22 protein-coding genes are annotated in these 25133 nt (G+C 51.6%); 18 read left to right on the top strand and 4 right to left on the bottom strand.

Annotated features, from left to right (window positions below):
- Positions 1–8: 8 nt before the first annotated feature.
- From CJA_RS11525 to CJA_RS11500, 6 genes are read left to right on the top strand one after another with little or no spacing between them, the layout of a single operon-like run.
- Complete coding sequence (locus CJA_RS11525; RefSeq protein ID WP_012487987.1) at positions 9–443, top strand: type II secretion system protein; 435 nt, start codon at positions 9–11, stop codon at positions 441–443.
- Positions 430–888: a type IV pilus modification PilV family protein gene (locus CJA_RS11520; RefSeq protein WP_041551473.1), complete on the top strand. Its 459-nt coding sequence runs from the start codon at positions 430–432 to the stop codon at positions 886–888. Before CJA_RS11525 ends, CJA_RS11520 begins: the two co-directional genes overlap by 14 nt.
- Positions 888–1688: a PulJ/GspJ family protein gene (locus tag CJA_RS11515; RefSeq protein ID WP_012487985.1), complete on the top strand. Its 801-nt coding sequence runs from the start codon at positions 888–890 to the stop codon at positions 1686–1688. Before CJA_RS11520 ends, CJA_RS11515 begins: the two co-directional genes overlap by 1 nt.
- A complete protein-coding gene (locus CJA_RS11510) occupies positions 1678–2184 on the top strand; it encodes a pilus assembly PilX N-terminal domain-containing protein (RefSeq protein ID WP_238526758.1) in 507 nt (168 codons plus the stop codon). The genes CJA_RS11515 and CJA_RS11510 overlap by 11 nt, the downstream gene beginning before the upstream one ends.
- Positions 2185–6042, top strand: a complete 3858-nt coding sequence (locus CJA_RS11505) for a DUF6701 domain-containing protein (RefSeq protein ID WP_012487983.1) — start codon at positions 2185–2187, stop codon at positions 6040–6042.
- A gap of 17 nt (positions 6043–6059) precedes the next feature.
- Positions 6060–6482 carry a DUF2721 domain-containing protein gene (locus CJA_RS11500; RefSeq protein WP_012487982.1) on the top strand — a complete coding sequence of 141 codons (423 nt, stop codon included), beginning with the start codon at positions 6060–6062 and terminating at the stop codon, positions 6480–6482.
- Between the two features lie 31 nt (positions 6483–6513).
- On the opposite strand, the gene CJA_RS11495 is transcribed toward CJA_RS11500, so the two are convergent.
- The gene (locus CJA_RS11495) at positions 6514–7047 is read right to left on the bottom strand and encodes a glycine cleavage system transcriptional repressor (RefSeq protein WP_012487981.1); all 534 of its coding nucleotides are present in this window, start codon (positions 7045–7047) and stop codon (positions 6514–6516) included.
- Positions 7048–7155: 108 nt separating this feature from the next.
- Here CJA_RS11495 and CJA_RS11490 point away from each other — a divergent pair, with 108 nt between their 5' ends.
- Both CJA_RS11490 and rlmM read left to right on the top strand, forming a co-directional pair.
- Positions 7156–7383 (top strand): YheU family protein, encoded by a 228-nt coding sequence (locus CJA_RS11490; RefSeq protein WP_012487980.1) that lies wholly within the window; start codon positions 7156–7158, stop codon positions 7381–7383.
- Positions 7384–7398: 15 nt separating this feature from the next.
- Positions 7399–8451, top strand: coding sequence for a 23S rRNA (cytidine(2498)-2'-O)-methyltransferase RlmM (gene rlmM / locus CJA_RS11485; RefSeq protein ID WP_012487979.1), 1053 nt, complete (start codon positions 7399–7401; stop codon positions 8449–8451).
- Between the two features lie 18 nt (positions 8452–8469).
- Here the strand turns inward: rlmM and CJA_RS11480 are convergent, their stop codons facing one another.
- Positions 8470–8844, bottom strand: coding sequence for a hypothetical protein (locus CJA_RS11480; RefSeq protein ID WP_148208859.1), 375 nt, complete (start codon positions 8842–8844; stop codon positions 8470–8472).
- A 137-nt stretch (positions 8845–8981) separates the two neighbouring features.
- Here CJA_RS11480 and tusA point away from each other — a divergent pair, with 137 nt between their 5' ends.
- Complete coding sequence (tusA, locus tag CJA_RS11475; RefSeq protein ID WP_012487977.1) at positions 8982–9215, top strand: sulfurtransferase TusA; 234 nt, start codon at positions 8982–8984, stop codon at positions 9213–9215.
- 108 nt (positions 9216–9323) lie between these two features.
- Positions 9324–9770, top strand: a complete 447-nt coding sequence (locus tag CJA_RS11470) for a hypothetical protein (RefSeq protein WP_012487976.1) — start codon at positions 9324–9326, stop codon at positions 9768–9770.
- Positions 9771–9835: 65 nt separating this feature from the next.
- On the opposite strand, the gene CJA_RS11465 is transcribed toward CJA_RS11470, so the two are convergent.
- The gene (locus CJA_RS11465) at positions 9836–10534 is read right to left on the bottom strand and encodes a hypothetical protein (protein ID WP_012487975.1); all 699 of its coding nucleotides are present in this window, start codon (positions 10532–10534) and stop codon (positions 9836–9838) included.
- Between the two features lie 235 nt (positions 10535–10769).
- Here CJA_RS11465 and pdxB point away from each other — a divergent pair, with 235 nt between their 5' ends.
- The 3 genes from pdxB to CJA_RS11450 are packed head-to-tail and all read left to right on the top strand — an operon-like array spanning position 10770 to position 13966.
- The gene (pdxB, locus tag CJA_RS11460; RefSeq protein WP_012487974.1) at positions 10770–11906 is read left to right on the top strand and encodes a 4-phosphoerythronate dehydrogenase PdxB; all 1137 of its coding nucleotides are present in this window, start codon (positions 10770–10772) and stop codon (positions 11904–11906) included.
- Positions 11899–13059: an ATP-NAD kinase family protein gene (locus tag CJA_RS11455; RefSeq protein ID WP_012487973.1), complete on the top strand. Its 1161-nt coding sequence runs from the start codon at positions 11899–11901 to the stop codon at positions 13057–13059. The genes pdxB and CJA_RS11455 overlap by 8 nt, the downstream gene beginning before the upstream one ends.
- Complete coding sequence (locus CJA_RS11450) at positions 13043–13966, top strand: class I SAM-dependent methyltransferase (RefSeq protein WP_012487972.1); 924 nt, start codon at positions 13043–13045, stop codon at positions 13964–13966. Before CJA_RS11455 ends, CJA_RS11450 begins: the two co-directional genes overlap by 17 nt.
- A 47-nt stretch (positions 13967–14013) precedes the next feature.
- On the opposite strand, the gene CJA_RS11445 is transcribed toward CJA_RS11450, so the two are convergent.
- Positions 14014–15228 (bottom strand): pyridoxal phosphate-dependent aminotransferase, encoded by a 1215-nt coding sequence (locus CJA_RS11445; protein ID WP_012487971.1) that lies wholly within the window; start codon positions 15226–15228, stop codon positions 14014–14016.
- 104 nt (positions 15229–15332) lie between these two features.
- Between CJA_RS11445 and msrB the strand changes: the two genes are divergently transcribed.
- From msrB to hrpA, 5 genes are all read left to right on the top strand, one after another.
- Positions 15333–15755, top strand: a complete 423-nt coding sequence (gene msrB, locus CJA_RS11440) for a peptide-methionine (R)-S-oxide reductase MsrB (protein ID WP_012487970.1) — start codon at positions 15333–15335, stop codon at positions 15753–15755.
- Positions 15756–16015: 260 nt separating this feature from the next.
- Complete coding sequence (locus tag CJA_RS11435; protein WP_012487968.1) at positions 16016–17122, top strand: efflux RND transporter periplasmic adaptor subunit; 1107 nt, start codon at positions 16016–16018, stop codon at positions 17120–17122.
- A gap of 12 nt (positions 17123–17134) precedes the next feature.
- A complete protein-coding gene (locus tag CJA_RS11430) occupies positions 17135–20251 on the top strand; it encodes an efflux RND transporter permease subunit (RefSeq protein WP_012487967.1) in 3117 nt (1038 codons plus the stop codon).
- A 134-nt stretch (positions 20252–20385) separates the two neighbouring features.
- Positions 20386–21123: a LamG domain-containing protein gene (locus CJA_RS11425; protein ID WP_012487966.1), complete on the top strand. Its 738-nt coding sequence runs from the start codon at positions 20386–20388 to the stop codon at positions 21121–21123.
- A 50-nt stretch (positions 21124–21173) separates the two neighbouring features.
- The gene (gene hrpA / locus CJA_RS11420) at positions 21174–25115 is read left to right on the top strand and encodes an ATP-dependent RNA helicase HrpA (RefSeq protein WP_012487965.1); all 3942 of its coding nucleotides are present in this window, start codon (positions 21174–21176) and stop codon (positions 25113–25115) included.
- The last annotated feature ends 18 nt before the right edge of the window (positions 25116–25133 follow it).

Below are 25133 nucleotides of genomic sequence, written 5' to 3'. Positions count from 1 at the left end.
CTCCCATCATGGCTGATCGCAATAAGGGATTTACCCTCATTGAGTTGATTGCTGTCATGGTGTTACTGGGAACATTATCCGTTGTTTTGTTCTCTCGTCTTGGGGGCATTAACACTGCTGGGGTACAAGGAAGCCGCGATGACATCATCGCGGCTTTTTCATTGGCGCAACAACTGGCCATGGCCCGTGGTGGTATCAGCCTGGAAATCCAGGAAAACAGTGTCAGTGTGAATCAGGATAACGTCCCGGTTAATATCGGTTATTACCCTTTGGAAATGCCTAACGGAATTCGTTTGTCTTCCGAACAATCCGGACAACCTGCAACGGTCTTTGTGTTTGATCGGCTGGGTAAGACGCAGGCGGGGTTAGTGACGGTGAGTGGTTCGGGGGTGTCGGCCACCATAACGGTTGAGTCCACGGGCTATGCCTATGGCAGCTATTAATCGAGCAAACAGACATTATCGCTGGCAATCAGGTGTTACCCTGATTGAATTGATTGTATTTATCGTCGTTGTGGGAATTGCCCTGGTTGCGCTGATTGGCGTGTTTAACCAGGCCGCACGTGCCAATGCCGATCCCCTGATTCGAATGCGTGCCCTGGAGGCCACCCAATCCAAACTCGATGAAATTATTGCCCTGAAATACGACCAGGGTACACCCACTGGAGGAATTCCTGCCTGCGGTACTGCAGGTGGACAGAGCTGTGACAATAGCCCCGATCCTGATATGAATGATGTCGATGATTTCCATAACTGGTCAGATAGCTTCGATGGCTATCAGCGCTCAGTAACGGTTACAGCGGCTGATAACCTCAAAACCATTACCGTTAGTGTTCGCACTCCTATGGGAGAGGTTATTCGCCTCAGTGCCCAGAGGGCAAATTTCTGATGGCTTCCTGCACGTGCGGCAGCAGATTGCGCCCGTTAGGTTCGCGCGGTTTTACATTAATTGAGTTGATTGTGGTGTTGGTTGTGCTGGCGATATTGGCAACCACCAGCGCGGCATTTGTAGTGCGTGTGGTGGATTCTTATCGCTCTACCCAGGAGCGGGCATTACTGGTGAATACTGCCCGGTCGGCACTGGAGCGTATGACTCGCCAGTTGCGTGGTGCCTTGCCTTATTCGGTGCGTATTATCAATGATGGCGCCTGCCTGCAATTTATGCCGATAGCGGGTGGGGGAAATTATATTTTACCGGTACCTGACCAGGCGAATGGGGCACCGGTATTAGCAGTGATAGGTGTCTCCTCACACGCGATTGAATTTGGCAGTGCCAGTTTTGTCAGTATTGGCGCCTTATCTCCAGTAGAACTCTATGGTGCTAATGCAGGTTCCCGAACGGGTTACGGCGCTGGCTCATCGACAACGCAATTACAACTGGTGCCTGCAAAACAGTGGTTGCGCAACTCGATTCGCAAGCGTTTTTATTTGTTGTCTAACCCCCAGGCTTTTTGCCTGGCGGGGGATGAGTTGCGCTTTTATGAAGGTCTTGATGTTAACGATAATGTTATCAATGTCGATCAGGCCCATGGATTAATGGCGCATGGTGTCAGTTCCGGCGGTGCACCCTTTGAGTTAAAGACAGGGACGGAAAACCGTAATGCCGGTGTTGTTATTTCATTGATATTTAGTCGACGCGGAGAATCCCTGTCCTTTATCCAGGAGGCGATGATCCGCAATGTTCCCTAATCGATACCGCTGTCCAGCGATGGGAAAATACCAACGGGGTTTTTTAATCCCGCTTTCTATTTTTATTTTAGTGGTCATGGGAATCCTGGCGCTGGTAGTGGCACGTACCAGTGAACAATCCAACCGCAGTTTTACCCAGGAATTGTTGAGTGTGCAGGCATTTTATGCCGCCGAAACAGGTGCGCAACGTGCTATGCAAGTATTATTTTTTCCAGATGCAACCAATCGTGCTGCAGTGGATGCCCGCTGTGTCTCCCTCAACCAAACTTACAATCTTAGTGGCATCGATGGCTTAAACCTGTGCTCTGCACAGGTGAATTGCCAGTGTACTTATGCAGATGCCAGTAATTGTGCACCATCAGACTCTGCCAATTATTCAGAAACGACAACCCGGCAACCCAGTTTCTACACAGTAACTAGCCAGGGGCGTTGTGGTGCAGATACCTTTCTTGCCGAGCGAAGGATTCAGGCCGGTGCTTACCTGGAGCAAGAATAAATGCACAGCTACTCCCTGAAACCGCGAGGCAACCTGTTAAGGCGAATAGTATCGGGGCTATTGTTATTCATCGCTGTTGGAGTAAATGCGGCGACCTACAATTTGACCAGCGGTCAATATCCACCTTGCGACACCAGTTGGAGTGTTAGCGGTACAACCTATACCTGCACTGGCCACGGCCGCGTGACGCTTGCCAATGGCGATGTACTGACAGCGAATACGAATATTACTATTTCTGCCAATAACGGCTTTTCGCTGACGGGCAGTACGATTGGCACGGCTGCCGCCAATATCAATCTTGTCTCCAGTTACGGTACGGTGGTTTCAGCGGGAACTAATACCATCAATGGCAGTATCACCGCTGCCAGCGGCGAGGTGACCCTGGTGAATACGGCGGTGACGGGAGCGATTACCACGGGCGGCAATATTAATTTGACCGGCGGCAGTGTCGGCGGCCTGGTAACCAGCAACAATAACACCATCACGACCAATGGCACTACCTTGGCTGGCGGTGCCAGGGCGCAATCGGGCATGTCGCTTACCGGCGGAACCCTCTCGGGCAATTTTGTAATGACGTCCGCCAATCCAATCACACTATCGGGGGTCACTATGACCGGCGGCAGTATTTCGGGGGCGAGCACTGTCACTATTCAAAATGGCAGTGTCCTGGGCTCTGCGTCTTCGGCGATTGCGATCAGCAGCAATAGCGGTGACATTACCGTCAACAATTCAACGGTCTACGGTGACCTGACGGCGCCGAGCTATGCGACAGTGCGTGTCACTAACGGCGGGGCGGTCTACGGAACCTGCCTGCCGAACTCGACCCCTGCCAATGCCTGCAATGCCGCCCCGCCGGTGTGTACCACGGGATTGATCGGCGGACTTACCGGCGCCTACTTCAATAATGTGAATCTGTCGGGGACTGCCGCAGGCACGCGCGTGGATACCCGTGTGGATTTTAATTGGGGCAGCGGTTCGCCCGGTGTCAGCGGCATTGGCAGCGATCAGTTTTCCGCGCGCTGGAACGGGCGCGTGCGCGCCCCGGTAACCGGCAATTACCGCTTCCAAACGGTGTCGGATGATGGCGTGCGGCTGTGGGTGAACAATCAGCTGCTTATCGATAACTGGAACGATCACTCCGCCACGACCAATACCAGCGGGACGATTACGCTCGAAGCGGGTTATGCCTATGACCTGCGCCTCGAATATTACGAAAATGGTGGCCAGGCGGTAATACGCCTGCTGTGGAGCATGCCGGGCGCAGATATGTTCAATGTGCTGGGCACGGCGGCGGATCCCAATCCCAGTACGGCAAATTACTGTGAGGTTCCCGCGCAGGATTGCAGCAGCGGTTTTGTCGGCAGCGCCACCGGCCAGTTTTTTAACAATACCAGTTTGTCCGGCACCCCCGTTGCAACGCGCCAGGACACCATCATTGATTTTGATTGGGGCACCGGGCCGCCGGGACCTGCCGGTATTGGCAACGATACTTTTTCGGTGCGCTGGGATGCCAATCTCAGGGTGGGAACCACCGGCAGCTACCAATTCCAGACCCTGTCGGATGACGGTGTGAGGTTGTGGGTCAATAATCAATTATTGATTAATAACTGGAGTGATCACGCGGTGACAACGGACACTAGTGTGCCGATTAACCTGACCGCGGGCACGGTTTATCCGCTCAGGCTGGAATTTTATGAGCAGGGCGTGCATGCCGTGATTTCATTGCGCTGGCAGCGACCCGGCGACTCCACCTTTTCGCCAATCGTCGGCTGCCCGGCAGCAGTGAGCTATTACGGCATATTCCACAGTGGTTCCGGCATAACCTGCGCGGCGGAACCTGTCACCATTCGCGCCTATGATGCGGCAGGCAATCTGGTAGCGCCTAATGCAGGCACACAGGTGCTGTTATCCACCGCGCCAGCGACGGGTTCCTGGGTGAGTCCCACCTACATATTTTCCGGTGCCGAAACCAGTTTTACTGCCTATCTGCGCCAGACAACGGCGGCCACACTGAATATCAATCTTACCGATGGCGTGGTCAGCGAGAGCGTCGCCCTGGATCCACCGATAACCTTTGCCAATGCCGGGCTCAAGTTCTACGCCAATGCCAGTGGTTTTTTACCCATACCCAATCAGCGCGCCGGTATTACAGACTCGGCACCTGTACTCAGAGCCATGCGCACCAACGAAAACACCGGCGCCTGCGAGGCGAGGGTGACAGGAACCAGAACCGTCAATCTGGCTTATGAATGCGTTGATCCGTCCACTTGCATCGCTGGCCAGGTATTCACCGCTGCCGGTGCCGCGATTACCGGGAATAGTGCGCTGGGCATCATCAATTACGCCCCGGTGTCACTCACCTTTAATGCAGCGGGGGTAGCATCCGTACCGATAAATTATTCCGATGTGGGCATGGTTCGCCTGCATGCGGCGCTGCCCCTGGCGGCGTCTGGCAATGATCCGGCGATTACGCTAAGCGGCAGCAGCGATGCCTTTGTGGTAAGGCCCGAGCGCCTGGCGGTCACTCTGGTTGAAGGGCTCGATGGAAAGGCTAACCCGGGGGCAACCTCGGCGCCCGGGGCTGCCGCCGGTTTTGTCGCCGCTGGCGCGCCTTTCCGGGTGGTCGTGCAGGCGCAAAATGCCAACCAGCAACCGACGCCGAATTTTGGGCGGGAGGCGTCTACGGAAAATAATATTGTGCTGAAAGAGTTTACGTTGGATTATCCGGGTGGAGGCGCGCTTACCATTCTGGCAAACGCCATTGCCGGCAGTTTTACCAGCACTGCACCGGCAGGCAGTTTTCAAAACGCCAATATAAGCTGGGAGCAGGTCGGCAGTTTAACCGTGCGCCCGGAGCTTGCCGATAACAATTACATGGGCGCAGGCGCACCGGACTATATTGCAAGTAATACCATCGGGCGCTTTTACCCCGATCGCTTTTCCATGGTGGCGAGTTTCCTGGCCAATAGTTGCGGCAGTTTTTCCTATATGTCGCATGGGGCTATTCCGCTCAATTATGAGTTGCAGGCGTTGAGTGCCAGCGGTGCTGTGCTATCCAATTATGGCCCTGCCTATAGTGCCGGCCCGGCGCTCAATTATGTGGCGGAAAATGCCGATATGGGCGATGGCGCTTTACTCAGTTCCCGTATTGTTGAGGGCAGCCCCAAAAATTGGTCGGCGGGGATTTTGCAGGTCAACACCAATGCCACCTTCAACCGGGCTGCCGCGCCCGACGGCCCCTACACGGATTTACGCTGGGGACTGGGGTTGACGGATAGCTTCGATATGCGTGAGCTGGCAGGAAAAAATATGAATGCCGATAGCGCGGCAGCCTGTGTGGGGACTTCATGCAATGCCGTGCAATTGGGTTCTGTGCCGCTTAACCTGCGCTTTGGCCGCCTGCGCCTGGATGATGCCTTTGGACCTGAGTCTGTCGATTTGCCGGTGAATTTTGTGACGGAGTATTGGACGGGCAATTTATTTTCAATCAACAGCGCAGATAATTGCACATTAATTTCGCGCGGCGCCATCAATTACCCTTCCGGGATTCTGCTCAATCCGGCCCATTTGGTGGTGCCCTTGGCCGGAGGATCAACCACCGGCATTTACGGACATTCGGCTGCGAATCCCCTGAATATCGTTTTCCAGGGTGGCAATGCTGCCCATTATTTCCAGGCACCGGGTTCCGGTACCGGCGATTTCGATGTCGATATCAATCTCACCAGCTACCCCTGGCTTCGCTATGACTGGAACCAGGATGGCGATTACTCTGATGCCTCATTGCCCACCGCTCGCTTTGGCTTTGGGCAATACCGCGGCCACGACCGTATCATTTACTGGCGTGAACGTTTTGATTAACGTGATGATCTGTTTTTATGGAAATAACTGTTACAACCCCAAGCCTGCTGTTTCCGGCTATTTCATTGTTAATGCTGGCTTATACCAATCGCTTTGTGGTATTGGCCAATGTGATTCGCCAATTGAGTAACCTGGAGGATGCGCCATCGAAAGCCGTTGTCATCCGCCAGATTCATAATTTGCGCATACGCATGAAGGTGATTCGCCTGATGCAGGCTTTTGGGGTTTTGTCGTTTGTGCTCTGTACCCTGTCTATGTTTGCTCTGCTATTAGGCTGGGCGATAGAGGGAAAATTCTTGTTTGCAGCCAGTCTGATTTTCCTGGTGATTTCGCTATTATTTTCTTTTTATGAGGTCAATATTTCTACCACGGCGATTAATATCGAGCTGGAAAAATTTGACGAAAAATTACACGAGCATAAAAAGCACCATCATCCCTGATGTTCTATCCACCTAATGCCTTGCGGTGAGATTATACCGACTGCTCACTGGAGGATTCGAGGCGTATGTCAATGGCCAGGTCATCTGCAATCTTATCCAGTTGGTCATAGAGATCGTTAAGGTTGACTGATTTGGGGACCTCGATAATGCCGCTGGCTTCAAATAAAGGCTCACCCGACCATGGCATACTGGAGCAAGCAGTTTCCAGTTCGCCCATGTTAATATGGCGCACAGAGAAAGCCTGGGCTATTTCGCGTACAATGCCGGGCCTATCGGCACCGACAACCGTAAAGCTGAATTGACGGCAGTCACTTGGTGTGACAGATAAGGCATCTTCAACGATGATTTTAAAGCCCTTACTGTGCAGGTCAGTCAAGGCCTGGCGCAAGCTGGCCTTATGAATTTCATTGACAGCTACTTGCAATATGCCCGCAAATTTCCCGGCGAGATGGGACATGCGGCTTTCCAGCCAGTTACCCTGGTGATTGCTGATAGTTTGTGCGAGTTGTTCGACGATGCCCGGTTTATCGTCGCAAATAACGGTGAGAATCAATTGGCTATTCACAATCTGTCCTTCTTCTGTTTTATCGTGGGATTATGGGTAGAGTAAAGCGGTTTGATGCTCAAAGACTACTCTGATTGATACTAACCTGCAATTTATCAACTGGCTAACATGATCATTCCTTATCAACGTTTATCTCCCGAGGCCCTGCAGGGACTCATCGAAGAATTCATTACCCGCGAGGGTACGGATTACGGCTGGGAAGAAGTCCCCCTGGGTACAAAAGTGTCGCAGGTAAGGTATCAGCTTGAATGCGGTGATATTGTCATTGTGTTTGATGAGAAAACCGAGAGTGTTACATTGTTACCTAAACGTGATGCTGAACAATTTTTATCCTGATAACTTGAGATCATTGTGAACCAATTATTCCTTCATTGTCGTCCCGGGTTTGAAAAGGAATGCGCTGCTGAAATCACAGAGTTGGCTGCCGCCCAGGGAATTTATGGTTATAGCAAGACTAAAGATAATGCGGCTTTTGTCGTCTTTATCACCCAGGATGAACGAGGCGCTGAAACGCTAATACGGCAGCTTCCGTTCCAGTCATTGATTTTTGTACGTCAGTGGTTTGCGGGTTTTGGCAATCTGAGCGACCTGCCTGTAACCGACCGGGTAAGTCCGTTGCTGGAAGCGGCGCGAGCACTGCCGAAAACTAGTGACTTAACGGGCGAAACAGTTGATACCAACGAAGGTAAAGCGCTGTCTGCATTGGTTAAAAAATTTCTGCTTCCTTTTGGTAAGGCATTGGATGCACATAAATGCCTGGATCGCAAAAGTCCGTGGCGCTTGCACCTGGTATTCCTGTCAGGTACGGAAGCTTATCTTGGTGTAGCCCCCGTCAATAACAGTTCAGCCTGGCCTATGGGAATTCCGCGTTTGCGCCTTCCCAAATCTGCGCCCAGTCGGGCAACGTTGAAGCTGGAAGAGGCTTGGCACCATTTTATTCCCGCTGCCGATTGGGATAGACGATTGGCACCGGGTATGCGCGCAGTGGATCTTGGTGCAGCGCCCGGTGGTTGGACATGGCAGCTGGTACAGCGCAGCATCTATGTAGAAGCCATCGACAATGGCCCCATGGACAAAGACCTGCTGGATTCCGGATTGGTGACCCATGTGTTGGCCGACGGTTTTTTGTTTGAACCTAAAAAGCCTGTTGACTGGTTGGTGTGCGATATCGTGGATAAGCCGGCGCGGGTATCCAGTATGGTGATCAAATGGTTTAGCAAGGGACATTGTCGCCAAGCCATTTTTAATCTCAAGTTGCCGATGAAACAGCGCTATATGGAAGTCCAGAAATGCCGGACACGGATACTGGGGGAGTTGGGCTCACTCGGTATGCGGGCGGAGCTGGATTTCAAACAGCTCTACCATGACCGGGAAGAAGTGACGGGCTACCTGCGCGTCTTTTGATGCACGAGGCGGCGTTGATTAATGGTATGAGGTTTTGTCGCCGGTATCGGCGCTGGAGTGGTTAAGAATCCACTCGGTTAGGGCTACCCAATCCTCAATCAAGGTGCGCATTACGGCTATATGCCGCGGAGGTAAATCCTGCTGCTGGAGTGCCTGGCGGCCAAGGTTGGTAAGACTGGATACTATTTGGCCAATTACTTGGGGTGAAAGTTTTTCAATCAGCTCGCTGTTAAGCAGCATCTCGCCGGTATAACTGGCATGCAAATCCTGGTAATCAACGGGTGTTAGCTCATCGAGCGCTATTTTCAGCGCGTTGGCTAGCAGTGGGTGTTTGTTGCGCAACAAGCGGAAGCTTAGCTCCAGGTTGTGGCGACAAAAGAAATCGGCAGGCATACAATAATCTGGTATTTTCCGAGACATCGAACAGGGTTCCCCGGTATTAAACTCATCCCCTCCCTTTAGCATCCATTTAAACCAAGCATAGCAACCAAATCGCTATTTGCCTGAAATTTGATAGACGTTTTGAAACTATGAATCAACACATTAAGAAGTATTTAGATACAAGTGGCCTTTTGTGCCCTGAGCCTGTGATGTTATTGCACAAGGCTGTCAGGGAGCTGGATAGTGGAGATATTATTCAAGTGACGGCGACAGACCCTTCAACAACACGCGATGTCCCCAAGTTTTGCCTGTTTTTGGGTCATGAGATGTTGGAACAAAGGCAGGATGATGACACCTATATCTACGTAATTCGTAAGAAATGACACAGTTTCTTGATGGGATATGCGTTACTATGCGCCGCCTTAATTGCTGTCTGATCAGTCAATTAAGAGATATTGATGAAGTTTAATCTGATGTTTTAGGGAGATGTTATGAAGCAATCTATCAGTATTGCGCTTTTGATCGGCGCCTTGTCCTCACCCGTTATGGCTGTGGATTTGTTGGGCGGTTTGAATAAGGCCGTTAACAAGGCTAATGAAGTGAATACCCAGGCGCAGAGTGTGGCAACCCAAGCCCAGGCTGTTGAACAGCAGGTGTCATCTCCGGAAGCTTTGCTTAACCAGGCGCTGTCCAATTACCTTAAACCCGGGGTCAGTACGCAGGAACAGGTGGTTCAGCTCTTGGGAGAGCCAGTGTCTTCCGCCACTGAAGGCCAGACCCAAACCCTTCAGTACAAGGCAAACGGTATTGTGGAAAAAATCATGACGGCCCAGGCAGTAGCCAGTGCATTTGGTGTACAAACGCCGGATATTGATGGCTTGCTGAATATGGTATTCCAGAATGGCGTGCTGCAATCCTACGGATTGAGTGGCGAGTAATATTTGGCCATTACCATAAAAAAACGCCGCTTTTGCGGCGTTTTTTTATGGGGGAAGGTATGAAGCTAGAGCCCATCTACCAGCATGGATATAGCTGCCAGGGCCTCCGGATCTTCTGCTTTGATCTTGTTAGCGATCTGATGCTGGAAGAAATAGCGGAAGTTTTCGTTAGCCTGGGCTTCGTATAAACACTCGTCGCCCGGTAACACTGGTGTACTGACAACTTTGCTCTGGTCAGTAATCATGGCGTAGATACTGCCATCGTAATGCAGGCACCAGCTAACGACTTCGACCAAGGCTAAACGTTTGGTACCTGGCATTGCCAGCACGGCGTGGGTACCTATAGTATCCGGCAGTTCCTGGATCACATCATCGCCACTTTCGCACTGGACTTCGTAGTACTCGGCAGCGGTTTCCAGCTCGATGACTTTGTGCATGGGGGCGTCGAAAAAAACTTCATCAATACCCGGGTCATAATAGCCCTCCCAGTGTCCATTCAATGGGTCACAAAGTTCGGGGCAGGGGACAATATCATTCAACCAGGGCACCAGGCCGACAACTTCACCATTGGCACGCAAACCCCAGCAGAGGATTTTCAGGCTATAGAGCTTTTCGGAGGAGCTGTCATTGGAGTAGAGCATTTCCAGGCCATCCAGCTCGGGAGCCAGGCGGATAAAACGCTCGTCGTGAAGGGCTGAGTAGGTTTTCCGAGTGAAGATATCAACCACATTATCCATGTTGTGGCCAGTGTTCGAGGTCTTCATAATACACCCCCCTAGTGAGCTGGGAGACAAGTCCCGGGAGATGGCATAAAAGGCCGCCATCACTATATAAGGTATATGCTAAACCCCCAAAGCACAACTGCTGCGGATTACTTTTTTCCGCGATTACCCCAAGGTCTAAAAACAGGGTACCCAAAAGCACTTGTCCGATGTGCTGTTGAGTGTTGTTTAACCTGTCTTGACGGCTCGCACCTTACTCCAATGTTATTGAGATGTTATGAAGATTGTTGCTGACGAAAATATCCCCCTGGTTAATGAATTCTTTGGGCATTTGGGTGAAATAACACGCCTTCCGGGACGCTCCATGACAGCTGAGGATGTTCGCGCTGCCGATGTGTTAATTGTGCGTTCGGTAACACCCGTTAATGCGGCTCTTCTTGAGGGAAGTCGTGTCCGCTTTGTGGGCACATGCACTATAGGTGTAGATCATCTGGACCAGGCTTGGCTGGAGCAACAGGGCATCGCCTGGTCCAGTGCGCCCGGATGCAATGCCAATTCCGTCGTGGAATACGTTTATGCGGCACTTTGCCATCTGGATATTCATTGGCTGCATGGGCGTTTTGGCATTATTGGTTGCGGTAATGTTGGCGGCCTGCTTTACCGTCGGCTCAAGGCCCAGGGGGTGGATGTTCGCTGTTACGATCCAAACCTGACTTTGGCGCAAAACCCGGATCTCACGTCCCTTGAGGATGTACTCGCCTGCGACTTTATCAGTATGCATACACCCTTGGTCACCACTGGCTCCTATCCCAGCTTTCACCTGGTCGGTGAGCGGGAGCTGGCCCAGTTGCGCCCCGGTGCCATACTTATTAATGCCGGACGTGGTGCCGTAGTGGACAACCAGGCGTTACTGGATTGTTTGCGTGTGCGCCATGATGTGCGCGTAGTCCTCGATGTGTGGGAACCCGAACCGGATATATCCCTCGAATTGTTGAACGAGGTTGCTATTGGCTCTCCCCATATTGCCGGCTATAGCTATGATGGAAAGTTAAATGGTACTGCAATGATCTACCAGGCCTGTTGCAAGCATATTGGTGTTGCTCCGCAGGCAGACTTGTCTGAACTGGTACCCCCCCTGGACGATAATCTTCTGGATACTGCCGGATTGACCCAGCCTTGGCCATTGGCCAAACACCTGATTAAACAGGTATATGACATAGCGGCGGACGATGCGCGTTTGCGTGAACAGGCACAGTTGGCATGCGCCGGAAACAGTGAGTTTGGGGCCGGATTTGATCATTTGCGTAAACACTATCCGCGCCGTCGTGAATTTCATAACTATCAGGTTCGCTTGTCAGCCCAGGCTGAAGCCGCACGCCATTGGTTGACGGTACTGGGATTCCGTTGTGTTTAAATTAGGTGTGATCATTAATCCCTATGCGGGCCTGGGCGGCAGTGTGGGGTTGAAAGGAACTGATGGTGAAGCGATTCGCCGCGAGGCATTGGCTCGCGGTGCCGAACAGCGTGCCCCCGCACGCATGGCTCGTACATTGAATGCTGTGACTGCGTTTGCCGATCGCATTGCGATTTATTGCTTTGCGCAGGACATGGGCGCCGATGTGGCCCAAGCCTTGGGTTTTGCCACGGTGATTGTCGGGCAGGCCCAGTATCAACCGACGCAGGCAGAAGACACCTGTGCTGCCGCTCGTGCGCTGATGGCGGCAGGTGTGGATTTAATCCTGTTTGCCGGTGGTGATGGAACGGCGCGCCTGATTGCCGATGTTGCGGGTATCCGCCAACCTGTCCTGGGTGTTCCTTCCGGCGTCAAAATGCATTCGGGGGTTTATGCCATTTCTCCCGAAGCGGCAGGCGATATCTTGCAGCAATTCCTCACTGGAAAACTGGTTAATATTGCCGAGCGCGATGTGAAAGATATCGACGAAGACGCATTTCGCCAGGGCCTGGTGCGCGCGCGTTTTTATGGAACACTGCTAGTGCCGGAAGATTCGCAGCTCCTGCAACAGGTGAAAAATGCCGGTACGGAGCGCGATGAGTTGGCACAGTTGGATGCTGCGGAAACCCTGATTGAACAATTGCAAGACGATACCCTGTATATCGTCGGGCCAGGCTCTACGACACAAGTATTTTTGCAACAGCTGGGACTGCAAGGCAGTTTACTGGGCGTTGATGTGTTGCTGAATAACCAATTGATTGCCTGTGATGTGTCTGCCACACAATTGTTGGCCCTGCTGGATGAACACAAAGGGCCTTGCAAAATTATCGTGACCGCCATTGGTGGGCAGGGGCATATATTGGGGCGTGGTAACCAGCAGTTATCACCTGCGGTGTTGCGTCGGGTGGGCATCGACAATCTGTTGGTGATCGCCGCTCGCGGAAAAATCCTGGCATTGAACGGCCGTCCGCTCCTGGTGGATACCAACGATCCTGAATTGGATCGGGCTTTTTGTGGCTATCGCCCGGTTATCACGGGTTATCAGGAGTCGGTGTTATATCCGGTGGGCTATGGTGCGGTGATGGGGGAGGTTGCCGATGCAAGCCATCCTTGACGCCTTGGGCTCATGGCCTTCACGTGCGCAGGAAAGCCGGCGACTTTTTCACGGTCGCGGTCGCTGCTTTCCCGGTTTGGAATTTGTCACGCTCGATTATTTCTCTCCTGTACTTCTGCTCACGCTTTACGAGACACCACCTGCACCTGATTGGGTGGATAGGGTGGCTTCTGCGGCGCGTCCATTGGCTCCCGGAGTGCAGGCATTGGTCGTACAACACCGCTATCAGGTGGGTGCTCCCAGCCAGGTGTTTTGGGGCGACTTACCAGAACCGCTGTATGCCCGTCGTGGCAGGTTGTGTTTTCATGTGCATTTGGCTCGCCAGCAAAATGCCGGCTTTTTTCTCGATATGGAACCGGGGCGCCAGTGGCTTGAGCAACAAGCCATCAACAAGCGTGTATTGAATTTATTTGCCTACACCTGTGCTTTTTCTGTGGTGGCCCTGGCGGCAGGTGCGGAGAAAGTCGTGAATGTGGATATGAGTAGTGCGGCACTCAACCTTGGTCGTGCCAATCATCAATTAAATAATCTGGATAAGCGCGGCGCTGAGTTTCTTGCAGAAGATATCTTGAAGTCCTGGGGGAGGATCAAGCGTCGTGGGCCTTTTGATCTGGTGATTCTTGATCCGCCTTCTTATCAAAAGGGCAGTTTTATCGCGCAGAAGGATTACGCCAAGCTGGTGCGGCGTTTGCCGGAGTTAATGCCGGCAGGTGGGCTGGTACTGGCCTGCCTGAATGCCCCGGAATTGGGAGATGACTTTTTAAAAGCCGTTTTTGCAGCATCCTGCCCGGAGGCAAAATTACTTGAGCGGCTGGTTCCACACACGGACTTTCCTGACGCGCAACCAGAGCGGCAATTGAAATTATTGGTTTATCAGTTGCCGCCAGGTATTAACGAACCCGAATAGGACAAACAAAAAAAGCCAGCAGATGCTGGCTTTTTTGCAGGTGATAATTACTGTGCATAGCGCGAGAGGAAATCGCCAAATTTATAGATGGCTTTATTGAGATCATCTTCACGTGGCAGGAACACGATGCGGAAGTGATCGCGATTAGGCCAGTTAAAAGCTGTTCCTTGTACCAGCAATACTTTTTCCTGAATCAGGAAGTCCAACACCATTTGCTGGTCATCTTTAATGGAGTAGCGGTTCAAGTCGATTTTGGGGAACAGGTAGAGTGCACCACGGGGTTTTACGCAGGAAACTCCGGGAATTGCCGAAATGGCTTTCATGGCTGCATCGCGCTGATCGCGCAATCGACCACCGGGGAGGATCAATTCATTAATACTTTGATAGCCGCCCAGGGCGGTCTGTACGGCAAACATGGCCGGCACATTCGCGCACAGGCGCATGGACGCAAGCATTTCCAGGCCTTCTATGTAACTTTTAGCGCGATGCTTGGCGCCGCTGATCACCAGCCAACCAGAGCGGAAACCTGCCAGGCGATAGGCTTTTGACAAACCATTAAAGCTGATGCAGAGCACATCCTGGGCCAGGCGGCCCATGGGGATAAACTCGGCATCGTCGTACAGGATTTTGCTGTAGATTTCGTCAGCAAAAATAATCAGGTTATGGCGACGCGCTATATCCACAATGCGCTCTAACACATCCTGGCTGTATACCGCGCCCGTGGGGTTATTCGGGTTGATCACCACTATGCCGCGGGTTCTGTCGGTAATTTTGCTTTCAATATCGGCCAGATCGGGGAACCAGTCGGACTCCTCGTCACACAAATAGTGGCGAGCCTTGCCGCCCGCCAAATTGACAGCGGCAGTCCAGAGCGGGTAGTCGGGGGCGGGCACCAGGACTTCATCACCGTTATTCAGCAATGCCTGCATCGCCATCACGATTAATTCGCTGGCACCATTGCCGAGGAAAATATCGTCGATGTCCACGCCGGGGATGCTCAGGCGCTGGCACTCATGCATCACGGCCTTGCGTGCGGCGAATAGGCCTTTGGAAGCGGTATAACCTTCGGCGGCGGAGAGGTTGTGGATAACATCCTGGATGATTTCATCCGGGGCGGAAAAACCGAAAGGGGCAGGGTTGCCAATGTTCAGCTTGAGAATACGATGGCCTTCCTCTTCCAGGCGGTTAGCGTGTTCGAGTACCGGGCCGCGAATGTCATAACAAACCCCGTTGAGTTTGTCGGATTTCTTAATCAGGTTCATTTACAGTAAGATGCCTTGCATGGCTGGAGTTAATCGGGTTGTAGCGGGCTTGGAAATGTGTTCAATAATCGACCTTAACTAGTTGATCTGTCAAGGAAATCATCATGAGTGATAACGAAAAATTCAATGATGCCCTCTGGCGCGAAAAACTAACGCCCGAGCAGTACCGCATCTGTCGCGAAAAAGGTACAGAACGGCCTTTTACCGGGGAGTACTGGCAAGAGTTTCGTCCAGGCCGTTATCACTGCCGCTGCTGTGGTGAGCTGCTGTTTGATGCGGATACCAAATTTGATGCCGGTTGCGGTTGGCCCAGCTTTTATACGCCGGCGACTAAAACAGCTGTTCGCGAGCAATTGGATACCAGCCACGGTATGTATCGCACAGAGGTGTTGTGCCGTCGGTGCGATTGCCACCTGGGACATGTGTTTACCGATGGCCCGGAGCCCACAGGGCTGCGCTATTGCATTAATTCGGCTTCTATTGTGCTTGATTCTGAACAGGTCAGCTTTACACCCTCCACCTTGTGAAACCGGCTTAAGTCCTTGTTTTTTGTAAACTAGTGTTAAAGTTGCTGGCTGTATCATGGCAGCATTTATCCTTTATCCCACTTCGGTCGTACCAGAAAAATCCAGCGGCAGGCTGCCACCTGAAAGAAGGCGAAACGCGCCTGATAAATATTGATATATAAGCTGCCGTTAATAACAGAGATCAATGACCATCAACCACATTTTAGCCTGCCGGTATCAATGACAAGACATCCCGGACGGCTCCTGATAGGGAGTACACCATGAGACGATTACCGCCCTGCCTTTTGAGCGGTTTTTGCACATTATTGCTAGCTGCCGGTTTGCATGCCCAAACGCCGGGAGCACAGCTGGTCGACGTAATTACTCAACCTGTGAGTATTAAAAACTTATCTACACGCATTGAAGCCCTGGGGACTTTGCGCGCGAATGAATCCATTACCCTGACTCCCAATGTTACCAAGACGGTTACGCGCATTAACTTTGAAGATGGCCAGCGCGTCGCCAAGGGGCAAGTACTGGTTGAAATGACCAGTCGGGAGGAGTCCGCACTTCTGGAGGAGGCTCGCTTTAATACAGATGAAGCCAGGAAACAGTTGGATCGGGTTGATGCCCTGGTCAAACGCGGGGCCGCATCCCATGCGCTATTAGACCAGCGCGTTCGTGAATATGAGGCGGCGCGCGCTCGTTATAACGCCACGGAATCGCGCCTGAAGGATTTGATTCTACTGGCTCCTTTTAATGGCGTTGTGGGTTTGCGCAATGTAAGTGTGGGAGCTTTGGTTTCCCCGGGGGATCAGATTACGACATTGAATGATGACAGCCGGATGAAGCTGGATTTTACCGTGCCGGCTATTTATATGCGCAACCTGACAGTTGGCCTGTCAATTGAGGCAAAAAGTGATGATTTGGGCGGAAAGATTTTCAAGGGAAAGGTATTCAGTATCGATAACCAGATCGACCAGGTGACCCGGGCCATTACCGTTCGCGCTCTGCTGGATAACCCCCGACATGAACTCAAGCAGGGAATGTTGATGCTGGTAAACCTTAACGCTGCTGAGCGTGAAGCGATGGTGATTTCCGAATCGGCCCTGGTTCCCCTGGGAAGTAACAATTTTGTTTTTGTGGTGCACGACCAGGATGGCGACAGGGTACTTGAGCGTCGCCAGATTACCATTGGCGAGCGCCTGGCAGGAGCTGTTGAAGTATTAAACGGTTTAACGCCAGGGGAAAAACTGGTTACCCATGGTTTGCAAAAAGTTCGGGGTGGGCAAAAAGTCAGTGTTATCGCCGAGGAAAAATCTGTTGCCGAGCAGCAATCCGGTGAAGCCAGTTCTTTATCTGACCTGTTAACACAGAAAAAGCATTGAGGGTAGCCGCTGATGATACTCTCGGATGTTTCTATCAAGCGACCGGTATTTGCCTCTGTACTGTCCATGCTGTTGATCGCGTTTGGTTTGGTTGCCTTTGAGCGGCTGACATTGCGCGAATACCCCAATATTGACCCACCTGTTGTTTCTATTCGCACGACTTATCCCGGTGCTGCGGCCAACATTGTTGAAACCCGTATTACCAAGGTGCTCGAAGATCGTATCTCGGGTGTGGAAGGGATACGTTTTATTGAATCGTCCAGTGAGAACGGTATTTCCAATATCGTGGTTCAGTTTGATACCGGGCACGATATGGATGCTGCCGCCAACGATATTCGCGATCGTGTATCCCGCGCTCTGGGTAACTTGCCGGATGAGGCTGATCCACCGGAAGTGCAAAAGGTCAGCTCCGATGAGGACGTGATTATCTGGTTCAATTTTGCCGGTGAAAACATGACCATGCCGGAACTGACCGATTATGCACAGCGCTACTTAATTGATCGCTTTTCAGTGATTGATGGTGTGGCACGTGTGCGTATTGGCGGTGAACAACGCTATGCCATGCGTGTGTGGCTGGACCGGCGCGAACTCGCGGCACGCGACCTGACCGTTAATGATGTGGAAATGGCCTTGCGCGCTGAAAATGTGGAGTTGCCCGCTGGCAGCATTGAATCCCTGGAACGACAATTTACCGTGCGTATGGCGCGCTCCTATCGCACAGTGGATCAGTTCAACCAACTGGTTATCAAGCGTGGTAATGATGGCTATTTGGTGCGTTTGGGCGATGTTGCCCGGGTGGAAAAAGGTACTGAAGAGGATCGAACCCTGTTCCGCGGTAATGGTGTTACCCAGGTGGGTATCGGTATCGTAAAACAATCTACTGCCAACACAATTGATGTGGCGCGTGGTGTTAAAGCCGAGCGCGACAAAATCAATGCCATACTGCCCGAGGGAATGGCCCTGAGGGACAGCTACGATAGTTCAGTATTTGTTGAGCGTGCGATTCATGAAGTGTACCTCACGCTAAGTATTGCATTAGTGCTGGTTGTGATTGTTATTTACCTGTTTCTGGGGAGTGTGCGAGCTACCCTGGTGCCGGCGGTGGCAGTGCCGGTTTCGATTATTGCGACCTTTACCGTCCTGGCGGTGATGGGCTTTTCCGTCAATATGTTAACGCTGCTTGCGTTGGTGTTAGCGATTGGATTGGTGGTGGACGATGCTATTGTGGTACTGGAAAATATTGTTCGCCACATGGAGGAAAAAGCCAAGCCTTCATTACTGGCGGCCTACGATGGTGTTAAGGAGGTTGGCTTCGCTGTTATCGCAACGACTCTGGTTTTGATCGCTATTTTTGTTCCGATTGTATTCCTCAAGGGAGATATCGGTCGTTTGTTTTCCGAGTTTGCGATTACCATGGCAGCAGCAGTGGGCTTTTCGTCGCTGGTGGCATTGACACTGTCTCCCATGATGGCCTCCAAGGTATTAAAATCACACGACACCAAAAATCCGGTTGTTGAAAAGATCAACGAGGGTATGCAGGCACTGCGTGTGCGCTATAAAAAAACCATTCGTTGGTGTTTAACCCATAAAACGCCAATGGTGATTGTTTTTGTCGCCATGGTGGGTGTGATGTTTCTTTTGATGCGAGTGATTCCATCGGAATATGCACCACGTGAAGATCGGGGAACATTTTTTGTCATGGTCAATGGCCCCGAGGGAGCGAGTTATGCCTACATGGAAGACTATATGGCGGAAATTGAGAAACGCATGATGCGCTATGTGGATAGCGGTGAGGTGACTCGCCTGATGGTGCGTGCTCCACGCTCTTTTGGCGCTATTGAAAGTTTTAATTCCGGGATGATCATTGCTGTCATGAATGACTGGAGCCTGCGTCGCAACGCCTTTGTTGTCATGGATGAAATCCGCGCAGCATTAGCAGATTTACCGGGTGTGACTGCAGCACCGGTCATGCGCCAGGGGTTTGGCTCCCAGGCGCAAAAGCCGGTTCAGTTTGTACTGGGTGGTGGAACCTATGAAGAGCTGGCCCAATGGCGCGATACCTTGCTGGAAAAACTGGAGCAGGATAATCCGGGGTTAACTGGTATTGATTGGGATTACAAGGAGACCAAGCCGCAGATCGAAGTGGTGATTGATACCAATCGCGCCGCAGATTTGGGTGTAAGTGTTAATAATATCGGGAGGACCCTGGAAGCCATGTTGGGGTCGCGTCGTGCGACCACCTATATCGATGATGGTGAAGAGTACGATGTGATTTTGCAGGGGGAGCGCAATGAGCAGCGCACAACAACCAGTCTGCAAAATATGTATGTTCGCTCGGAGCGCAGCGGTGAATTAATCCCGCTTTCCAATGTGGTGTCGCTGCGTGAAATTGCTGATGCCAGTCGCCTTAATCGCTACAACCGTATGCGTTCATTAACTATTGAGGCCAACCTGGCAGATAACCTGACATTGAGTGAGGCTCTGGATCATCTGAATGGGCTTGTGCGCGAGCATTTGCCATCTACGGTGGTTGTTGATTACAAAGGGCTTTCGCGCGATTACCAGACCGCCAGTGGCTCCATTATGTTTATTTTTGTGCTGGGTATTCTGGTGACTTTCCTGGTACTGGCTGCGCAGTTTGAAAGTTATGTGCATCCCCTGGTGATTATGCTGACAGTTCCACTGGCGATACTGGGAGGCATGATTGGATTGTATGTAACAGGTAGTACTTTCAATCTCTATTCGCAGATAGGGTTGATTATGCTAATCGGGATGGCAGCAAAAAATGGTATTTTAATTGTGGAGTTTGCCAACCAGTTGCGCGATCGCGGTATGGAATTTACCGAAGCGCTACTGGATGCCTCTTCGGCGCGTCTGCGACCGATCCTGATGACCAGCTTGACGGCGGTTGCCGGTGCCATTCCTTTGGTGATTTCATCAGGAGCCGGTGCAGAGACGCGTTTTGTGATAGGTATTGTGGTGATTTTCGGTATTCTGCTGGCCACCTTCCTGACATTATTTTTTGTCCCTGTGGCATACAGCCTGCTCGCCCGGCATACCGGCTCGCCAGGTGATGTTGAGCGCACCTTACAGCAACAACAAAGCAGCTATAATAATCTCGACGAATAATCTGCGCACCGGGGGCATTGAGAGATGCCCCCGGTTTTTATCCTGTCACAGGATTTTTATCGGCATAAATTCTTTCGGTGTCCTAGGGCCAGGTTTCTGGTATTGACTACTATTACATTGATAGGCGCGTAGCTATGAAAAAAAATATAAACCTTGGTGCAGTTTTTATCCTGTTGGCATTAGTTGCCGGTTGTGCCAAAACGGCCGTTGCGCCCTTGCCCGATACCCCGGCGCCTGCTATGTCGGTGATCTGGACGTTGGATTCATTGGCAGAGATCGGCGGTGCACCCGTGGCTGTCTTGGGCAATCCACAGGTCATTGCTGCCGATAATCCCCGTGTTGGCAAACAGGTTGTTCATTTCGATGGCGATGGTGATCGCCTGTTGGTGGATGCGAATCCCCTGAGCGGAGCTACTGAATTTACCATTGAAATTTTGTTTAAACCCAATGATGTCTTTCCGGCTAATCCTGAGCCGCGCTTTTTCCATATCGAGGCAGAAGATAATCCCAACCGCCGTATTACGATTGAATTGCGCTTGAACGACCAGCGCCAGTGGTACCTGGATGCCTATATCAAATCCGAACTGTCCCAATACACGTTAATTGATCCTGCCAGGGTACATAAGGTTGGTGAGTGGTATCACGCGGCAGTGACTTACCAGTCGCGAGAATTTATTTCCTATGTCAATGGCATACAGGAATTAACCGGCGAGGTTGATTACTTGCCGATTGCTGCCCATGCCAAAACCTCTATCGGGTCGCGGATGAACCAGATCCATTGGTTTAATGGAGCGATTGCCAAGGTGGCTATTACGCCCAAACGCTTGCAACCAACGGAGTTTGTCTTGCTGGGTGCAGTGGCGGCGCGTTAGGGCGGTGAATTTTTGCTATGATGCCTGCCCCTGAAAGGCGGGCATCTGTTATGAGTGAGTGGTCAGAATATAAACAAGTTCTCAAGTTGGTGATGACCTGTGACCGGCATCGCCTGTCACGTCGACTGCAAGAGTTGGAAAAAACAGCGCGTGCGGGCAAACCTTATGAGCAGGGCCTGGAAAAATGGTTGCTACTCGCGGCGCAATCCCAGTCCCGGGCGGCTGCCCGCTATGCCCAGGTGCCCGCGCAGATTGAATTTCCCCCACTACCGGTTTGTGAACGGCGTGAAGAAATTGCTGCGCTGCTTGATCAGCACCAGGTCGTTGTCCTCGCGGGTGAAACAGGCTCGGGTAAAACAACGCAACTGCCCAAGATATGCCTGACCATTGGTCGCGGTGTTCATGGCTTGATTGGCCATACCCAACCGCGTCGTATTGCCGCTAATACCGTTGCCAACCGTATCGCTGAAGAATTGCATAGCCCGCTGGGAGATAAAGTCGGGTATCAGGTACGCTTTACTGATCACTCTAACGATAACACCCTGATTAAAGTCATGACAGATGGTATTTTGCTGGCTGAAATCCAGCATGATCCATTCCTGACCCGTTATGACACTCTCATCATTGATGAAGCCCACGAGCGCAGTCTCAATATTGATTTTCTATTGGGCTATTTGAAACAACTGTTACCCAAGCGTCCTGATCTAAAGTTAATCATTACCTCGGCGACTATTGACCTGGAGCGCTTTTCCCGCCATTTTAATAATGCACCGATTATTGAGGTGTCCGGGCGAACCTATCCGGTAGAGGTTTGGTATCGACCACTTTACGAATACAGCGCTGATGAGGAGTCTGAGGCAGAGCCGGATATTTACAGCGCGCTGGTGGATGCCGTGCATGAAATTGAAGACCATGAGAAGCAAGCCGGGGGCATGCGCGGTGGTGACATACTGGTCTTTTTAAGTGGCGAACGCGAAATCCGCGAAGCGGCTGATGCCCTGCGCAAAGCACAGTTTAGCCATTTGGAGGTCGTGCCTTTTTATGCGCGCCTGAGTTTGGCCGAGCAGCAAAAAGTCTTTGCCCAGCATACCGGACGACGTATTGTATTGGCTACCAATGTGGCTGAAACCTCCATTACCGTTCCCGGCATTCGCTATGTGATTGACCCCGGGTTTGCACGTATCAGTCGCTATTCCTATCGCACTAAAGTGCAGCGCTTGCCTATAGAGCCAATTTCACAAGCCAGTGCCAATCAGCGTAAGGGGCGCTGCGGACGTGTCGCCGAGGGGATTTGTATCCGCCTTTACAGCGAAGAGGATTTTAACGCTCGCCCCGCATTTACTGATGCAGAAATTCTGCGCACCAATCTTGCCGCCGTTATTTTGCAAATGTTGCAGTTGCGTATGGGGGATATCCATCAGTTTCCATTCATTGATGCCCCTGATCATCGCCTGATTAGCGATGGCTTTAAACTGCTGGAAGAATTACAGGCGGTCAATGCCAAAAACCAATTGACTGCTGTTGGCCAGCAACTGAGCAAACTGCCGCTCGATCCACGCCTTGCCAGGATGCTCCTGGCGGCGCAGCAACATGCCTGTATCCGCGAACTCCTGGTTATTGTCAGTGCCTTGTCTGTGCAGGATCCGCGTGAGCGGCCGGTTGAAAAACAACAGGCCGCAGACCAGATGCATCGCCGTTTCCATGCGGAACATTCCGATTTCCTCGGCTATGTCAGCCTGTGGGATTATTTTGAAATGCAGCGCCAGGAACTGTCGCAAAACCAGTTGCGCAAGCTCTGTAAAAAGGAGTTTCTCTCTTATTTGCGCCTGCGCGAATGGCGCGATGTGCATCACCAACTCTGTTTGGCTATCAAAGACCTCGGATTCAGGATGAATACCGAACCGGCCTCCTATGAGGCTATCCACCAAGCGTTGCTTACGGGGTTATTGGGAAACCTTGGTTTTAACCATGAAGAGCGCGAATACCTCGGTGCGCGCAATCGCAAATTTACGATTTTTCCCGGCTCATCCCTGCATAAAAAAACACCCAAGTGGATTATGGCGGCCGAGCTGATTGAGACCTCCCGATTATTTGCCCATACCGTTGCAAAGATAGAGCCAGAGTGGGTGATTGCGGCCGCGCAACACCTGATCAAACGCCAGCATTTTGAACCGCACTACGATAGCCGCAGTGGCCAGGTCATGGCCTATGAGAAAATCAGTCTCTATGGGCTCACCGTTGTCGAGAAAAAAGCCGTTAGCTATAGCCATATAGACCCTCCGCAAGCGCGTGAAATTTTTATACGGGCGGCCCTGGTCGAAGGGCAATATGCACAACACCCCAAACGTCGCCACCAGGCTAAAGACGATTTTTTTGCCCACCAGCAAAAGCTCCTGGCAGACCTGGATGAGTTGGAATCCAAAGCGCGTCGACGCGATATCCTGGTGGATGAGCAAGTCATCTTTGACTTTTACAACGAGCGCATTCCCAGCCATGTGGTGAATTGGTCAGGGTTTGAATCCTGGCGTAAAAAAGCGGAACAGCAAAACCCCCAACTTCTATATATAAATCGCGAGACCTTGATGCGCCATGGGGCAGGGGATATTACCCAGGCGCAATTCCCCAACAAGCTTGAGTGGCGCGGCATGGAGTTCCCGCTGAGTTATCACTTTGAGCCCGGGCACCCCCATGATGGTGTCAGTATCCAGGTGCCCGTTAGTTTGCTGCACCAGGTGCCTGAGCAGCGTCTGGAGTGGCTGGTGCCGGGCATGTTGCGCGATAAATGTATTGCCCTGGTTAAAGGCCTGCCCAAGCAATGGCGTAAACATTTTGTCCCGGTTCCCGATGTGGTGGATAAAGTGCTTGCCAGTGTGACTCCCGACAATAAGCCATTAACGGAAGTCCTGGCGTTACAGCTAAAGCGACTGACAGGCATCGAGATACCCAGGGAAGCCTGGCTGGATGCGCCCCTGGATGCGTTTTACCAATTTAATATCCATGTACTCGATGAGCGTGGAAAAATAATGGCCAGTGGCCGTGAGCTGGCGCCTTTACGTGAACAGTATCGCGAACGTGTACAGCAAAATATCCAATCGGCAGCGAGTAATATTGAGCGTGATGCCATTACCCAGTGGGATTTTGGTGAATTGTCCCAGTCGATCCAGTTACCTCGCGCAGGGGTCAGTATTCGCGCCTACCCCGCATTGGTCGATAAACATACCTCTGTATCTTTGCAGGTTACGGATAACCCGATGCAGGCACTGGATATAACCCAGCGCGGTTTGGCCAGGTTGTTGTTCCTTGGCAGTGCTGCCAAAGTGAAGTACTTACAAAAGGAACTCTTCAAAACCCAACAGGTTGCCTTGACCCTGGCGGGTATTGGCAATCGTGAGCAAGTGATTGATGACCTTGTAATGGCGGCAATCAAACACCTGGTGTTATCAGATCAAACCGCTATGCCACGTACCCAGGCTGCTTTTGAGACATGCTTGCAACAAGTCAATGAGCAGTTAATTCCGACTGCACAGTCCCTGGCAGAACTGTTGCAGAGCAGCCTGGTCCTGTTGGTCGACCTTAAAAAACAGCTGAAACAGCAAAAGAATATGTTGTTGTTAGCCTATACCCTGAGCGATATACAGCAGCAGTTGGCGGAACTTTTTTATCCGGGATTGGTATACAAAACGCCCCGTGACTGGTTTGCCCAATACCCGCGCTATTTGCAGGCAATCCTGTTGCGCCTGGAGAAAGCCCAACTGAATCCACAAAAAGACAAGCTGACCATCCAGCAGATAACACCATACCGCCAGCGCTGGGTTGATTACCTGGCAAAAGAGGGCGATTATGTGATCAACCAGCAATCGTCCCTGATGGACTACCGCTGGTGGGTTGAGGAGTTGCGCGTGTCCCTGTTTGCCCAAACACTTAAGACGCGCATACCTGTCTCTGACAAGCGCCTGGATAAACAATGGGAGCAGGTATTGTCCCAAGGGTAATTTTTCGCCAGGGGCTGT

This window comes from Cellvibrio japonicus Ueda107 (genome assembly GCF_000019225.1).
GTDB classification, from domain to species: Bacteria; Pseudomonadota; Gammaproteobacteria; order Pseudomonadales; family Cellvibrionaceae; genus Cellvibrio; species Cellvibrio japonicus.
This window is presented reverse-complemented; position numbering and strand designations above follow the sequence as displayed.